The 16,092-nt window shown below is 38.2% G+C and carries 13 protein-coding genes; 1 reads left to right on the forward strand and 12 read right to left on the reverse strand.

The genetic code is table 11. The features are described 5' to 3' along the window. Positions 1-12: 12 nt before the first annotated feature. From KKC46_00675 to recN, 12 genes are all read right to left on the reverse strand, one after another. Entirely contained in the window at positions 13-2,151 is a 2,139-nt protein-coding gene (locus tag KKC46_00675) for an AAA family ATPase (GenBank protein MBU1052327.1), read from the reverse strand. Positions 2,152-2,244: 93 nt separating this feature from the next. After that, the gene (locus KKC46_00680) at positions 2,245-2,544 is read right to left on the reverse strand and encodes a type II toxin-antitoxin system RelE/ParE family toxin (protein ID MBU1052328.1); all 300 of its coding nucleotides are present in this window, start codon (positions 2,542-2,544) and stop codon (positions 2,245-2,247) included. After that, positions 2,541-2,765: an addiction module protein gene (locus KKC46_00685; protein MBU1052329.1), complete on the reverse strand. Its 225-nt coding sequence runs from the start codon at positions 2,763-2,765 to the stop codon at positions 2,541-2,543. Before KKC46_00685 ends, KKC46_00680 begins: the two co-directional genes overlap by 4 nt. Before the next feature lie 114 nt (positions 2,766-2,879). Next, positions 2,880-3,650, reverse strand: a complete 771-nt coding sequence (locus KKC46_00690; protein ID MBU1052330.1) for a toll/interleukin-1 receptor domain-containing protein — start codon at positions 3,648-3,650, stop codon at positions 2,880-2,882. A 328-nt stretch (positions 3,651-3,978) separates the two neighbouring features. Then, positions 3,979-6,867 (reverse strand): DEAD/DEAH box helicase family protein, encoded by a 2,889-nt coding sequence (locus KKC46_00695; protein MBU1052331.1) that lies wholly within the window; start codon positions 6,865-6,867, stop codon positions 3,979-3,981. A gap of 796 nt (positions 6,868-7,663) precedes the next feature. Continuing rightward, positions 7,664-9,850, reverse strand: coding sequence for a ferrous iron transport protein B (gene feoB / locus KKC46_00700; GenBank protein ID MBU1052332.1), 2,187 nt, complete (start codon positions 9,848-9,850; stop codon positions 7,664-7,666). Positions 9,851-9,856: 6 nt separating this feature from the next. Next, the gene (locus KKC46_00705) at positions 9,857-10,084 is read right to left on the reverse strand and encodes a ferrous iron transport protein A (GenBank protein ID MBU1052333.1); all 228 of its coding nucleotides are present in this window, start codon (positions 10,082-10,084) and stop codon (positions 9,857-9,859) included. A gap of 10 nt (positions 10,085-10,094) precedes the next feature. Next, entirely contained in the window at positions 10,095-10,775 is a 681-nt protein-coding gene (locus KKC46_00710; protein MBU1052334.1) for a transcriptional repressor, read from the reverse strand. 60 nt (positions 10,776-10,835) lie between these two features. Next, positions 10,836-11,081, reverse strand: a complete 246-nt coding sequence (locus KKC46_00715) for a zinc ribbon domain-containing protein (protein MBU1052335.1) — start codon at positions 11,079-11,081, stop codon at positions 10,836-10,838. Positions 11,082-11,234: 153 nt separating this feature from the next. Continuing rightward, on the reverse strand, positions 11,235-11,891 hold the full coding sequence (locus KKC46_00720; protein MBU1052336.1) for a TrkA family potassium uptake protein: 657 nt from the start codon (positions 11,889-11,891) through the stop codon (positions 11,235-11,237). A gap of 5 nt (positions 11,892-11,896) precedes the next feature. Further along, positions 11,897-13,264 (reverse strand): TrkH family potassium uptake protein, encoded by a 1,368-nt coding sequence (locus KKC46_00725; protein MBU1052337.1) that lies wholly within the window; start codon positions 13,262-13,264, stop codon positions 11,897-11,899. Next, positions 13,261-14,961, reverse strand: coding sequence for a DNA repair protein RecN (gene recN, locus KKC46_00730; protein ID MBU1052338.1), 1,701 nt, complete (start codon positions 14,959-14,961; stop codon positions 13,261-13,263). Before recN ends, KKC46_00725 begins: the two co-directional genes overlap by 4 nt. Positions 14,962-15,833: 872 nt before the next feature. Between recN and KKC46_00735 the strand changes: the two genes are divergently transcribed. Further along, positions 15,834-16,010 carry a hypothetical protein gene (locus KKC46_00735; protein MBU1052339.1) on the forward strand — a complete coding sequence of 59 codons (177 nt, stop codon included), beginning with the start codon at positions 15,834-15,836 and terminating at the stop codon, positions 16,008-16,010. Positions 16,011-16,092 lie beyond the last annotated feature (82 nt).

Consider the following 16,092-nt stretch of genomic DNA (forward strand, 5'->3'; position numbering starts at 1 on the left):
TGGCTTAGTATTTTAAAACCTATCTTTAATTTTACCATCGCGGGTATCTAAAAAAGTCTTAATTGCCAATTTTTCTTTATCCTCTAAATTGTTGTATTGTGGCTTGGATTGAAGCTTTCTAAGCCGCGTATCAACTTCATCTAAATCAACAAATGTTTCTACACTTTCGAGGTTAATCCGCCAGCTAACTCTTTCGACATAATCTGACATTCCATGGCTCCGAATATCGGAAAGAAAATGTTTGATAAATCCTATAAGCCCCTTATCGTCTTTGATTAGCGATTGAACAAAATTACTTGCGTGATCTGGATCGTTCCAGCGGCGCCACATAAATAGTATAGAGAGAAGGTGGTTGTGAACTGCCAATTTCCCATTCTCAGCCCACTCTTCAATCTTCTTTAGTGCCAACTTGACTAATTCATCAAGTTGATCAGAATCTACTGTTGTGTTTTCATCTGGTTCTGGTTTTTCTTTAAAACCATACTTCCCGTGCTGCTGACACTGAACCCCGATTTCATTTACAATTGTATAAAGACTCTTATTCGCGTTATTTATTGCATCTGCGAATATTTTGTATCGTTGTTCATGTTCCTTGTAACGATGACTCAATTGATAAAACAGTCTCAGAATGCGCATAGGGGTATTTGTAGCGAAAAATCCACGCATTCCATCTGGAAATATATCCCCAACATCCATTAGTGCATTTATTATTGGAACTATATTTTCCTCAGGTATATCTTCACTTGTGTAGTCTTCCATTCTCTCCAAAAACCGTATTATTTTATTGTCTTGGTAGAGTTTTAACAACTCACTTGAAAAGGTTGCGGTATCATTTCCAGTTGATAAAATTCTTTCAATTTCCCTTAGGGATATTTCATCTTTTGGAATAAATAATTTAAAATATGTGTCAAAAAGGTCAGGGCTGCAAATCCGGCCTTGCTTTCTCCATGACTCAAGAAAGCTACGGCTGTAACCAATATTTTCCATTTTTGGGAAAAGTCGTTGCAGAAAATCTGTTAAAATATCGTGCTGTACCTGATCAACCTGTTCAAGAATCACCCCAATTCGAGTTTCTTCATCCTTTCGTGCTTCTTCTGACCTCCGGTAGGAATCTGTTATTCCAGAAAACAAATCTTTATTATCTTTGATACTTTTGTATAGATTAGGAATAAAAACCTGTACGGCTGTTATTGCTATAAAATCAATTGGATTTACTTCATCTTTAACCAAACTGAAACCGAAGCCTAATGTGTTTAGATATCGATTAACATCCCTTATATTATGAAATAAATGCCTCAAACCACTATGATAGATGTTGCCCCAATAGGTTTGATCCCACCGTCCCTCAGGGATGTCTTTAATAAGTTCGTCCAGTTTTTTGAAAAGAAAATGCTCTACTTCTTGTTTGGATATTTGTGGAATTTCAAACGGAACTTGAATAACCTTTTCTAGGTAATCATTTCCAGAGCCTTCTTGGACTTTTTTTAAGGCATTTATAACCACATCCTTATCAAAGGAAAGCAGATAAATTGTTTTAGGAAAATCAGCCAGCGATTTCACAAGCTGGAATATTTGTCTAATTTCAGTGCTATTCAGCCTATCAATGTCGTCTATTACTATTATAATTTTTGTATCAATATTCCTCAGTAGAATATTAAGCTCACTTTTTACTGCGCTAAGATTTTTCAAACTTTCTTCACCGGCTTTTTCTGTGGCTTTTCCAACGCCTTTCAAGGCTTTTGCTATCTTACCGATAAAAGAAACAGTTGGCACATAATCAAATGGCTCAAAAAAACGAGCATACCTTTGAATGGTGCGTCCTATTTTTACGTGTCTCACCGCTGAATCATCTCTGCATAGAACCAGCGACAGTTCGTTAAAGAATTGTTGAATAAGTTGATTTTGATCGGAAAAATTCCAGGGATTAAATTTTATTATAAAAGGTTCTCTTTGTGACGAAAGGGATTTAATTTCCTCCAAAGTCAAATTAATAAGTGATGTTTTTCCTGAACCCCATTCGCCAAACAAGCCAACAGAGATGGTATCATCTAATTCGTAACTCATAATTGCCGTAGCGAGTGCTTTCGCGAATGAATGACGGCTGAGCAAATCTTCCTTATGGGTATTTATTGGTTGGTCTGCTCTAAACATATTTGATTAACCTGTTGTAATTTTTATTTTAGGAATATAATGCGCGGTTAAGTCGTCCTTATCGGCTGAAACTGCTTCTAAGTTTGCTTGCTGTCAAACTCGGTCTTGCCAAACTCGCGGGTTCCGCTTCGCGTGGGCCACCCCAATAACGGAGATGCTTCGCTCCCCTTCGACAAAAAACACTCCATAGGGAAACCGTCGCGTCAGAGCGCGCCGAATGACAGCTTTGTGGACAACCGGAAAAAGCTGAGGATTCCTTTCGATTGACGCCATCACAGCATCCACACACAAGAGAAACTGCGCACCCAAACCATGAACTTGTTGTTCATACCACTGGTATGCCTCGGCCAGATCGACTTCTGCTTCTGGTCTGACTATCAGGGGCTTTTTCATGATCTGGACCAGTTGCGGATTCGTTCTCTAACTTCGATCCAAGGAGCCCCAGCGTCTGGATTTAGATGATATGCTTCCAGTCTGCGATCAAGTTCCAGTTTTTGATCTTCGCTGAGCAAAACGGTCTCCGGGACGGCTGCGATGCTGTCCCATATGTCTTCAACCATTTGAATCCGCTCGGCAACGCTCAGTTCAAGAATATCTGCTGTTTTTATGCTCATACCTTCTTCTCCCATCATCATATTTGATTCATGTTTATAATAATTGTATTATCTACACTGTCAACGGACTGCTGTGGGGCGCGCGGCAGTTTGCGCGTCCCTACCAGCAGATTGCTATCCTTTTGAGTCTGAATGTAGTTTATGCATCTCTCGATAGGTTAATTCGCCGAACAATCCATCAATGTGGCGCATGCAATTGGTCCTTTGAAAATTTTCAAGCGCTATCGCTAAGTCTGCTGTAAAATAGGGATTTACGACAGTCGGGAACCCAAATCTCGCAAGCTCATTTCTCAGTTGCTGCACAGTTAGTCCCCATTTTTCTAAGTAGTGAAGCGTGTTGACCTTTTGGAGTTCTAAGCGGTCCGGATCACGTAACGATGACAAATGATTATAAAATTTATCCCAATATTCGTTTCTTGCTGATGCCAAAGTGCTTGATAATAATTGCTTGGAGACGATAGGAGCGTATGCGTAAAAGTTTTTTGATGAATCCTCTGAAATATAGGCTTTTATAGAATCGAGAAGCACAGAAAGCCCCTTATAATAGTCGTCAGTGAAATCCACATAACGTTTTGTTCTTAAGAGAAGTGGCACTGAGCATTGCTCTATTACAATCGGAAGAACTCGAACCCGATCTTCTTCAACTTCCATCCAGTACTTTGCTTTCCACTCACGATCTACCCACCCCGATGCAATAGCATTGGGTGATAGGACAACAAGAACGAATTGGCACGAAGTAAGCGCTTCTTCTATAGCAGTTGCTATACATTCACCAACTCTAATTCGCCATTCGTCCAACCAAACTGGAAACCCTGCATTTTCAAGATCTTTCGCAAGCTTTCGGACTATGGGTTTATCAGCTGATGTATGGGATAAAAATAGCATGATACTCCTAATGTGTTAACAATATATTGAATAGTTTTCTTTCAATACCGAAAAATTCCAAAACTGAAGATATCCAAATTAAAGTTATAATGACAAATATAATTGGTGTAATTATATGTTCAAACTTGTTCAATATCCATTTTTACTTCTTAGAAGGTTAACTGTTCAATAACGGTGGCTTCTTTTTAGATTGGCTTCGGACTTTTTTTATCATGATTTACGTTAGAAATCTACTCGTTTCATTAAAATGATAGTGCTATATTTTTTCTGCGTCGTTTAATCAAGTCATCAAGGTTTGCCACGACTCCTTTATCCCTCCAATACATACTTACCTTAAACTCCAACGAATTTCAAATAGCTGAACAAGATCTGTTCGCTGCTGCAACTTCCCTTCAATCATCGCGATTAACTCGTCCCGCTGTCGATCAACTTCATCCTGGGCATCGAAAAGGGAACGTCGTTTCTGATTGCGTTGTGCTTCCAGGGCTTTGATCTGTTTCTGGCCTGCCAGCTTTTCTTCCAATGTTAGTGCGGCAGTAGCGGAGCGACGGGCTTCTTTAATCTGCCGGTCCAGCTCTTTTATTTCGCGTTCCAGACCGATTTTGAGGTCATCCGCCCAACCATCCAACTTGTCGGCTTCTGCTTCGAAAAAACGGGCGTTACGCTCGGATATCTCTTTTTGGATAGCCGCTTGGCGTTGCTGCAAAGTTGCCTCCAAGCCGCCGTTGATCTTTCCGCCGTTTAAAGTTTTTATTAAATTACCGGGCAGACTGAGCAATCTGGCTGCGGTTTTATCATCCATGTGACGTTCATCATCAGTGACCGCTGCGAGGATAAGGTGGTCCTCAGCCTGATCAAGGGACTCGACGGTATAGAACCAGGCATTAAGCCAACCGGATTGCCCGATGAAAGGTTCCAGTATCGACACTTTACCGTCGTGCTGTCCATAGTCGAAGTGGACTTCAGCCGATGGGGTTTGTCGATCTTTGGCTCTGGCGACAATGGCTTCTGCCAAAGGATGGTTGAACCTGTAAAGGTGTGCTTCGCCGGACCGGCGAGGCAATTCGTAAAGTCCAAGCGGGATCTTGTCAGCCAATTCAGGAAAGGGTTGAGATATCAAACGGAAGATAGCATCTGTTTTAAATTCAGCGTGCCCGTTTAATTCATGCCGGGTTAACTGCATGAGCATACGTTCGAAATTGTTGAGGTAGGCCTTTGATATCTCATCACGTATCTTTAGCTTTTCCCTTACTTCATCGTCGAAATTTTCCAGCAGTTGCTGACGCGTACGGGTCATGGCCTCATTGATTTCCAGGCTCAGTTCATGCTGAAGTTCGTCAAAAGCGGCCTGAATTTCTTCCGGCTTGCGGCAACGCTGGTAGATGGCGACGATCCTTTTTTCAAAATCAACCCCTGATTCTATAGCGCCCAATACTTCATCGCTGGCCCCGAAAACACCTTCGAAAAGCCGGAACTTCTCGGACAGAAGCTGAAAAACCCTTTTATCGGCAGCGTTTTTGCGATTCAAAAAATTGACCACCACTACATCATGCTGCTGACCGTAACGGTGACAGCGTCCGATACGCTGTTCGATGCGTTGGGGATTCCAAGGCAAATCATAGTTTACCACCAGAGAACAGAACTGCAAGTTGATGCCCTCTGCGCCCGCCTCTGTGGCGATCATAATATGGCCCTCTTCACGGAAGTAATCCACAAGGGCCGAGCGCATATCCGCCGTTCGTGACCCGCTGATGCGATCTGTTTCCATGTGTCGCTCGTACCAATTCTTATAGATCTCTCTGGAGCGTTCATCTGTATTGGAACCGTTGAATAATACGATCCCATCAGCAAAAGGGCTATTCACCAAAAGACGTAGCAAGTAGTTCTGTGTACGCCGTGACTCGGTGAAGATAACTGCTTTTTGGGCTGCACCGATTTCGGCTGCCTTGGCAAAGGCAATATTAAGCGCTTTGAGCAAAGCCAGTCCTTTGGCATTATGTTCGATTGAGGTGGCCAAACTGGTGAAAGCGTCCAGATCGGCAATCTCAAGTTCAATTGCTTTGCGATCGGCTTCGGAAAGTTTTTCAACAGGTTCCTCTTCATCCCATTCATCAGCGGTTAGGTCAAGGGCTTCATAATCCTGATCCAGCTCATCCGCAAGAGTTTCGGCCAATTCTTCTTTGCATAATTTTGCCTTCAGCCGGTTCGATATGGATATCAGGGCGCCTGCAATAGCAAAGGTTGATGAAGCTAACAATTTGCGCAGTACAAGTGTCATCAGAGAGCGCTGGCCGGCTGGTAAAGCCTGAAGGTTATCACGCTGTAGATATTCAGAGACCAGGTGATAGAGTCGGTCTTCACTTTCAGCCGGGGTGAATTCCTCAACAATTGGCAAGCGTTGCGTGTATTTAATATATGGCAGTACCTGGCGGCGCAGGGTGCGGTGACAAACCGGTTTGAGCCGCATTTTGAGAGTATTGAACACCTGTTCCTGGCTGAGATTGGCAAACTGTTCCCGAAAGCTCTTCAGATCGCCGAAAGTATGCTCATCAATGAAACTCACCAGCCCAAAAAGCTCAAGAATTGAATTTTGCAAAGGCGTTGCTGTCAGAAGCAGTTTATTCTTACCGGCAAGGGCGAACTTAAGCATACTTGCAATAACATTGGAAGGCTTATAGACATTTCGCAGCCGATGGGCTTCGTCAATTACCACCAAATTCCATAAAACAGCCCGGACGTCCTCGGCTTTACTTTTAGCAAAATGGTAAGAACAAATGATAATTTCCGATGATTCAAAAGGTCGCAACTCGCCTTGTTTGATAGCAGCATTAAAAGATTTTGTTTCCAACAGACGGCACGGGAGAAAGAATTTCTCAGTCAGCTCTTGATACCATTGCTTGCGAAGATTAGAGGGTGTGATGACAAGTATGCGCCGTTTTCGCTCGGCCCATTTCTGTGAAAGCACCAAACCGGCCTCAATGGTTTTTCCCAACCCCACTTCATCAGCCAGCAACGCTCCTTTCGAGAGAGGCGATTTAAATGCAAACAAAGCGGCATCAATCTGATGGGGGTTCATGTCCACCTGGGCACCTGCAAATGCCACGGTAATCTTTTCAACACTGTCCGGTGGAAAGCGCCTGGTCAATTCATAGGCAAAATATTTAGCCTGATAGTCGGTAAGACTCAAAGGTTTGGTTTTCCTTCTTGAGTAATCTATTTTAAAAGTGCGTGCATGCAGATGGATCAGTATTTCATTTTCCGGATTTTGGCATTTACGTCCAAGTAAACCAAAACAAACGTGATTACAATATACCTGCCAGCAATCTATTGTCAAACGTTTTATCCGGTTATTTTGAAGAGTTAAGCTATCATTATTGAGTCGAAACTATGGTGAGAATAAGAAGCAGAATAAATTGCACTTAAGTTTCTAATATTCATGATTGTAAACAAAACTTAACACAGAAACTGATCATTTAAGATGTCTTTCCGTAACCACAAAATATCCACCAACCAGAAAACCTTTGATAAGTCTGTAATATTGGATTTCTTAAAATAATTCACTGGTACATAAGATATGCGGCGGGCTTACTCTGCCTTTTTCTTTATTGGAATAGTACTTGTGAAGATGCTGAAAATATAACTTACATTGAATTAAATTCAATATTTTAAAAACACGTCTCGGCTTATCAAGTCTTGTAATCCCCTCTTCCAGGGTAATCACATTTGGATTTTATCTTTTCACAACCCCCTTTTATCCCCCTTTTCTAAGGGGGAATTTGAAGATAGTGATCTCCTTCCATTTAATTCCCCCTTAATAAAAGGGGGATAGGGGGTTGTAAATAGAATATCTGAGCACAGAGCAACTACATTAATTCTAAATGCGGTTGCCCTGACCCCTCTTCTTTTGCTGCCTGTACATTTCCGTTAGGGCATTACGGGCAACCTCAGGCTACATGCTGTATCATCAGCTATAAGCGGGGCCCAGAAGTTAAAATCCTTCATAATTTACATAACTATGCAAACCCCAGAAGCCTTCCTCCCTGGTAAACACAAAAGGCTGAAACCCAGGCAATTACTGTGCTGTATGTTATGCTGAAAAAAGTCCATTTAAACGAGCCCGTTTCTTTTTTTATCATTGTAATGGTAGCAAGACACGGCAAATATAATAATACAAAAACCATCATTGAAAGAGCTGAAAGAGGTGTCATGCCGGAAGAACGCAATGCATTGGACAAGGCATTCTTGTCATCGGAACCTTCGGCTGAATATAAAACTCCAAGCGTACTTACAACAATCTCTTTTGCAAAAACGCCCGTTAACAATGAAACACTGCCCCGCCAGTCAATCCCCAATGGCTCAAAAACAGGTGAAACGCCTTTTCCGATTTTACCCATATATGATTTTTCTGTTTTTTCAAGGTTCAATTTTTTCCGGATATCTGCTATTTCAGCAAGCATTTGTTCATTTAACAATGTTTTATCTTCTTCATTCGCTGAGGCAATTTTTTCCTTAAATGATGCATTAATCTTGTTTATAGTAGAAGTATAATCTATGGAATAATTAATATTTTTTGGAAAAGATGAAAGAAACCACACAATAATTGAACCGATTAATATAATTTTTCCCATCTTTTTTAAAAACATCTTACTTCTGTCCCACATATGAATCATAAGGCTTTTTAGCATTGGCACTCTGTAGGGAGGAAGTTCCATTACAAACGGAGCGTCAACACCTTTTAGAATTGTCGAGCGAAAGAGCCTTCCCGATACTATAGAAAGAACAATTCCGAAAAGGTACAGGGAAAATATAACATTCCCGGCTTTTGCGGCAAAAAAGGTCCCTGCAAGCACAATATAAACCGGAAGTTTCGCAGAACATGACATGAAAGGAGTAATAAGAATTGTTAAAATGCGGTCTTTTTCGCTCTCTAATGTTCTTGTCGCCATAATAGCCGGAACATTACATCCAAACCCCATAAGCATGGGAATAAAAGATTTCCCATGAAGCCCTATAAGATGCATGATCTTATCCATGAGAAACGCAGCTCTTGCCATGTAGCCGGTATCTTCAAACAATGCTATGCAGAAAAAAAGTATTAAAATATTAGGCAAAAAGACAATTACACTGCCTACACCTGCAATGATGCCGTTTATCAATAAATCCTTAAAAATACTTTCCGGAAGAACACTTTCAAAACCTAAAGAAAGAAGTGCTATCCCTTTATCCAGCCAATCCATCGGGTAAGCGCCAAGCGAAAAAGTAAGCTGAAACATTGCCCATATAAAGAAAATAAATATTGGAAAACCTATAAATTTGTTTGTAAGAACAAGATCAATATTTCGTGAAATATCAACTCTGATTTTAGGCGAAATTGTTTGTACTTCCTTAATGATCCCGGATATAAACCCGTATCGTTCATCAGTCATAACGATTTCCGGATCTTCATCATAAAGGTTTAAAAGATTTTTGCGAAGAGTCTGAACTTCATTGATAATATCAGCTCCTGCATTTCCTGTTTTTTGCACAAAGCGTTCTTTAACAATCTTGTCGTCCTCAAGAAGCTTTATTGAAGTCCATCTGGTATTATAATGTAGATTATCTTTTGCTTTATCTTCTATCAGTTCCTGAATTCTTACAATTGCGTTTTCGATATCTTTACTATATTTAACATTTCTTTTTTCTTTCTTAACAGGGTTTGATTCTGCAAGCTTTATTGCTTCTTTCAACAGATCATCAATCCCTTCGTTTTTGTTACCCACAGTAAATACAACCGGAACATCAAGAAGTGATGAAAGTTTTTGGGCATCAATCTTGGTTCCATGAGAACGGACTACATCCGCCATATTCAGGACAAAAAGGACCTTACCGTCTATTTCTCTTAACTGGGTTGCAAGATAAAGACTTCTTTCAAGATTGGATGAATCTATAATATCAATTACTACATCCGGAGATTCTTCTAAAACAAAATCTCTTGCAACAATCTCTTCTATTGAAAAGGGGGTTAAACTATAAGTTCCGGGCAGATCAACTATTTTAAGATCATATCCGAATTTGCTGATGAGGCCTTCTTTTTTTTCTACGGTAACACCGGGCCAGTTCCCGATCTTTTGCCGTGACCCTGTTATATTGTTAAATATCGTAGTTTTTCCTGAGTTAGGATTACCTGCAAGAGCAATGGTTATATTTTTTTTATCAATCATGCATTCCTACTCTGATTTTTCGACTGTAATCTGTGCCGCTTCTTCCACCCGTAAAGATATATGATAATTTTTTACAACCAGTTCCAAAGGATCTTTTAGAGGTGCATATTTTTCTATATATATCTTAGAGCCTTTTACTATTCCCATTTCAAGAATTCTTCTTCTCAAAGCTCCGTTACCGGCTATCTTGATAATTATACCGGTTTCCCCTTCCTTTAACTCACTAAGCAACATAAACAAACTCCTATTTTTTGACAGGTTCAACAATTATTTTTTGCGCAAGACCCTGTCCTATTGCGTACCGGCTGGATTTTGATGCAACGACAACCTGACCTTTGGCAACTTTAGTTATAACTTCAATCTCATCATCAGGCCTGATTCCCATACTAAGCAACCTCATACGTGCACCGGCCCCTCCGGTAATATCCTTAATCATCAAGCGCTCGCCAGGTCTTGCCTTTGATAAAGGCATTAAAGATGCCCTTTCTTTTAAACATTGGGAACAGATTCCATAAAGTTCCATTTTATGCTGAAGCATGTGAAATCCATGAGCTGAGGCAATTTTGATTTGTAAATTTTCTATTTCATCTTCTTCAAATTCGATAATATTTTTGCATTTTATGCATATCATATGATCGTGATGCTGCCCCAAATGCCTGTGTTCATAGCGTATTATGCCGTTATCAAATTTATTTTTAGAGGCAAACCCAAGCTTGCACATCAAATTTAAGGTATCTTTCACAAATGAATTATCAAGATTATGCCCATTATCATTGAGCATTTTTGTAAGCTCTTGAGATGTCAGATGATTTTCAGTCTGAAGAAAGGTATCTAAAACTTTAAATCGTTCTTCAAAATTATCAATATTTCCCTCTTTGAAGAATTTTTCAAATTGTTTTTTTTCCTGTTTATGAGTTTTTTTCATATATGTTCCATAGTGGATTTACAGCTTTGTTTGAAAGGAAATATGAAACAATAAATCAAGCTATTTGGAATATCCCGGGATATTATAGGTGGTACATGATCCGCTCGAACATGCTCTGGTCTGAGTACCGGAAGATTCATTTCCTGCTGATCCGGCACCCATACTGAAATTTGTTGTGCTTATTACCCTCTCAAAATCCTCACTATTGCATTTTGGGCATTTAAGCTGGGCCTCTTCCTCTTTGTTCATAAGGATCAATTCAAAAAATTCATCACATTTCAAACATTTAAACTCATATATTGGCATTGCAGCACTCCTTAATTCTTTGAACACACTAAATCTCTAAATAACATATTTGTATTTATTACCACTATTAACCTATTGTCAAGTAATAGAAAAATCAAAGTGCTATATCAAACAGATAGAGATAGTATAAATACGTTCCTTTTTTCATTTCATTCAGTTTATACCCTTTCGTAAAGAACTGATATGTTCTTCACTGCCGATAATATAAAGGATATCACTATCTTTTAAGATAAATTCACCATCAGGAATTACAACTCTTTCCGGAATAATTTCTCGGATCATTACAATTTGAATCTGGTATCGGTTTCTTAACATTAAGTCCTTTAGTTTTTTACCACGCCATTCAAACGGAGGACTTACCTCAATCAAACTGAATCCTTCGGTAAGCGGGATATACTTTAAAAAATTTGGAGAAGCGATTGTATGTGCCATTTGTTCCGCCAAATCACGCTCGGGGAAAATAATATGCGTTGCCCCGATTTTCTCCAATATTTTAGAATGATCCTCACTAAGAGCTTTGGCTATAATATTTTTAATATTTAATTCTTTCATATAAAGCGTAATTAATACGCTGACATCCATTTTGCTGCCTACGGAAATAACAACCGTATCAAAATCAGTGATACCCAACTTCATTAAAAAACTCTTATCCTTTGCATCACCGATTACAGCTTTTCTTACATACGGTTTAACCTGATTCACCAGTTCTTCTTTAATTTCAATAGCCATTATATTAAAACCTTGTGAACTTAATGACTTGCAAAGATAAAAACCGAAACTATTAAGACCAATTATAGCTATATTTTTCATAACAATTACCCCACTAAAATATTATCTTCTGCATATTGAACATCTTGTTCATCTTTAGTTGCTATAACAACGGCTAAAGTTAAAGGCCCGACTCTGCCTATAAGCATTACTATCGTTATTAATATACGGCTAATTGAAGAAAGTTCCGGTGTTATCCCGGCAGAAAGACCCACAGTACCAAAAGCGGAAATAACTTCAAAAATAATTTTAATAAATAACGTCCCATTATCTGCAAAAGGTGTATTATGAAACTCCGCAACTAAAACTAAAAAAGAAAAAATGATTACGGTTAGAATAGCAAAAACAACAAGCACTATTGCTTTTGAAATCACTCTAAAAGGCAAGGTACTGTAAAACAAATTTACGTTTTTTGACCCTTTGATTTTAGATTTTACGAATGCAAATATAACTGCCAGGGTAGCCGTTTTGATACCGCCACCACAGGATGCCGGGGATGCGCCAATGAACATAAGACTTGCGATAACAAATAATGAAGGCATGGATATGGCGGATATATCAATCGTATTAAAACCGGCCGTACGTGCAGTTACGGATTGAAACAAAGATGAAAGAAATTTTGTAAACAGGTTATATCCTTTCATTGAAACTTCATATTCAAAAATAAACAGAAAAACTGCCCCTATAATTATAAGTAAAAAAGAATATAAAAGAACAACTCTGGAATGAAGGGATAGTTTGTAAAAAGTGAAACCTTTTTTACGGAGCTTATAAATTTCATATATCACAATAAATCCGATACCGCCGCTTACTATCAACAACATAATTATTAAATTAACAAATATATCAGAACGATAAGCAGTCAAACTATCAGGGAAAGTACTGAAACCGGCATTGCAGAAAGCGGAAATCGAGTGAAATACGGCTGTGAAAAAAGCTTGGCCTAAAGGCATATCAAAAAGAAAACGGATTGTTAAAAGAAATACTCCAATAGCCTCAAACGAGAATGTAAATATAAATACCGATTTTAGGAGTGCCCCGATATCAATCGTATCAAAAAAGGCTAAAGTTTCCTGAATAATCTCCCTGCTTCCGATTCCGAATCTGCCGCGCAAAAAAAACAGCAGAAGAGTTGAAAAAGACATTATTCCCAAACCGCCTATTTGAATAAGAACAAGAATTATAATTTGGCCTGTTAGTGAAAAATAGGTTCCTGTGTCTACTACAACTAATCCGGTAACACAGGTAGCAGAAGTTGAAGTAAAAAGAGAATCTACAAAATTTAACGCCAAACCGGTTGAAGCAAACGGACATGATAATAAATACGCTCCGATTAAAATAACGCTTACAAAACTTAATGTAACTAAAGCCTGCGGGCTTAATTGGGAAAAAGAAAATTTATATGATTTTTTCATTTATTATCAAGCATCTCAACTGCATGAGCAATTGTTGCATCGGTTATTTTTTCACCGCCAATCATTCTTGCTATCTCTTCAATACGTTCATTTTTGTTTAAAGGAGTTATTAAGGTTTTTGTTTTTCTGTCTGCCACATGCTTTGATATTCTGAAATGGTGATCGGCAAAACTTGCTATCTGAGCAAGATGGGTAATACAAATTATCTGGTAATTTTGTGCAAGAGAGGCCATTTTCCGGCCAACCACTTCGGCAACACCTCCACCTATACCGGAATCAACCTCATCAAAAACAATTGTTTCTACCGATTCGGTTTGGGCAAGAAGGGCTTTTAAAGCAAGTATGACTCTTGAAAGCTCACCACCTGAAACTATAGCAGAAAGAGGTTTTAATGTTTCTCCCACATTCGGAGCAATCAGAAATACGGCATTGTCAATTCCGTTTTCATTTATAATACAGCCGTCTGATGTAAAAATTGAATCCGCACTGCTTGATGCAACCTGAGTCTGCAAAGATACTTCAAATTTGGTGCCCGACATTTTAAGGCTTGAAAGTTCTTTTTCAACTTTTGCTGCAAATTTCTTTGCGCTTTCAATCCTTTTTGCTGAAAGTCTTTTGGCAGATGCAGCAAGCTCTTTATGCATTTTATCAAGCATTTTCTGTGTTTCGCAAATATTTTCAGCAATATTTTCTATACCGGATAGTTCTTTTTCAATTTCTTTTAGTCTTACAAAAATTGTCTCAAGCGATCCTCCGTATTTTCGCTTCAGCTTGTTTATAAAATCCAACCGTGCCTCAACAGCTTCCAGCTCATTTTCATCCGTTTGTATTTTTACAAGATAGTCCCGAAGAGCATTAGATATCTCTTCTATATTATAAGCTGCCTGTTCAACAGATTCTGCTTGTAAAGAAAGAGCGCAATCAAGCTTTCCTGCTTTTTCAAGATTTTTTCTTACACCAACAAGCTGCTCTATCACAGCACCATTCTTGCTGTATAACTCCTCAATACTGCTGTTTACAGCTTCGAAAATAGCTTCCATATTCTTAAGCCTTATTTTCTCATATTCCAAAGCTGTGTCTTCCCCTTCTTTAATAGAAGCATCAATTATCTCTTTTTTCTGAAACGAAAGATAATCGATTTGCTCGGCCTGGCGATCTTGTATTGAGTTTAACTCTTTTAATTTTTTGGCAACCGGAATCATTTCATGAAATAATTCTGATACTTGATTCCTAAGCAAAACAAGCCCGGAAAACTGGTCAAGAATTAAAAGGTGTTGTTCTTCTTTCAAAAGACCCTGGTGAGCATGCTGTCCGGAAATACTTACAAGATTATCGGTTATAGATTCTAAAATCTGAATTGTCGAAAGTCTTCCGTTTATATATATTCTGTGCCTGTCATTTCTTGAAATAATTCTTCTTATAATAAGGCCTTCGGCAGGATCATATTCTTGCTCCCGCATAAGCTTTGCGGTTTTGCTTTCAGGAGTAATTTCAAACAGGGCTTCAAGTTCTGCACTTTCTGCCCCGGTCCTTACCAGTGTTGCAGATGCCCTGCTTCCAAGCAAAAGATTTACGGCATTTATAATAATTGATTTCCCTGCTCCTGTCTCACCGCTTAAAACAGTTAAACCGTCTGCAAAACGGATGTTAAGATCATCAATTATTGCAAAATTTCTTATGGAAAGCTCACAAAGCATAATAATAAACCGGATTCATAAGTTGATATTGGTCATAAGTGCTTTTCTTATCTCACAACCTTTTGATTTTGTAAATATTAATTTATCAATACCAAAATATATGGCAGAGCTAATTTCAAAACGTTTCAGTTTGGTCAAGCTCAAGGTGTCCATATGGTTATTATTTGCTTTTCTTACTGTCGGAATATTTTACATATTCCTATTTTTTATTTAAACATAGTCAACTATTTGATAAATCGGTATAATCATATAATTAATGTGCAATTTATATGATATGTCATAATAAACTGTCGGATTTCTTTACACAATTATAAAATAAATTTATTTATATTCTAAATATTTCTATTACATATAATTTCAATGAGTAATATCTTATTGATAGCTTTTACTAATAATACCATACTAAGATTCACAAATTCTATTACAAGTATAACTATCCGCACTATATAGCATTAATCCTTACATGAATATTATATAGTCATTTTATCCCGAAAAATTATCTCTCCATCATCTGTAAAAATATGTCGGAATTCTTTACAATTTGCAATTATTATTTAAATCCATAATTCATATAATTAGGATAATATCAATTATATATATTATTTGGCCCAAGTATTGCTCACCATTATAAGACAAAAAAATTCTTGCATTATGGTAGTTATACAAGAATCGATAGCATATTGTTTTAGTTAGTAATTTATTCTGGAATTATTTTATACATAGCCAGCTGGCGGGAGGTATTCAAGGGCCTAAAAAACTTGATCTTACATGCTACTCTTGAAAAAGACTTCTTAGGAACCTGTGAGTTATACTACTAATCGAACGATGAATATTAACATCTATCTGATACTGTTATTAATAAGGAGGCTGCAATGAGGTTGAAAGTCGGAATTCTGAGTTTATATATATTATTTTCCTTTCTTTTGTTATGTCCCACATCCTGGGCCATAACACTTTCTTTTAATCCCACCACAAGTTCAATTGGTGTTGCAGCAATTCTCGGTGAAGTTAAGAAGATGCATAATATTACCACCCAGAACAAATCTTGAATTTATTTTTCGCAATCAGTAACGGAATATTTAAAATCCGGGCATTTTCGCAAAAAACTATAACATATTGATAATTAACAAA

This window comes from Pseudomonadota bacterium (assembly GCA_018817425.1).
In the GTDB taxonomy this organism is placed as follows: Bacteria; Desulfobacterota; Desulfobacteria; order Desulfobacterales; family RPRI01; genus RPRI01.

Excerpts from the sequence above, each read along its gene's own strand:
- KKC46_00675 (MBU1052327.1), bottom strand. The coding sequence starts at position 2,151 with ATGTTTAGAGCAGACCAACCAATAAATACCCATAAGGAAGATTTGCTC.
- KKC46_00710 (MBU1052334.1), bottom strand. The coding sequence starts at position 10,775 with ATGAAAAAAACTCATAAACAGGAAAAAAAACAATTTGAAAAATTCTTC.
- KKC46_00685 (MBU1052329.1), bottom strand. The coding sequence starts at position 2,765 with ATGAGCATAAAAACAGCAGATATTCTTGAACTGAGCGTTGCCGAGCGG.
- KKC46_00715 (MBU1052335.1), bottom strand. The coding sequence starts at position 11,081 with ATGCCAATATATGAGTTTAAATGTTTGAAATGTGATGAATTTTTTGAA.
- recN (MBU1052338.1), bottom strand. The coding sequence starts at position 14,961 with ATGCTTTGTGAGCTTTCCATAAGAAATTTTGCAATAATTGATGATCTT.
- KKC46_00725 (MBU1052337.1), bottom strand. The coding sequence starts at position 13,264 with ATGAAAAAATCATATAAATTTTCTTTTTCCCAATTAAGCCCGCAGGCT.
- KKC46_00680 (MBU1052328.1), bottom strand. The coding sequence starts at position 2,544 with ATGAAAAAGCCCCTGATAGTCAGACCAGAAGCAGAAGTCGATCTGGCC.
- feoB (MBU1052332.1), bottom strand. The coding sequence starts at position 9,850 with ATGATTGATAAAAAAAATATAACCATTGCTCTTGCAGGTAATCCTAAC.
- KKC46_00690 (MBU1052330.1), bottom strand. The coding sequence starts at position 3,650 with ATGCTATTTTTATCCCATACATCAGCTGATAAACCCATAGTCCGAAAG.
- KKC46_00735 (MBU1052339.1), top strand. The coding sequence starts at position 15,834 with ATGAGGTTGAAAGTCGGAATTCTGAGTTTATATATATTATTTTCCTTT.
- KKC46_00705 (MBU1052333.1), bottom strand. The coding sequence starts at position 10,084 with ATGTTGCTTAGTGAGTTAAAGGAAGGGGAAACCGGTATAATTATCAAG.
- KKC46_00720 (MBU1052336.1), bottom strand. The coding sequence starts at position 11,891 with ATGAAAAATATAGCTATAATTGGTCTTAATAGTTTCGGTTTTTATCTT.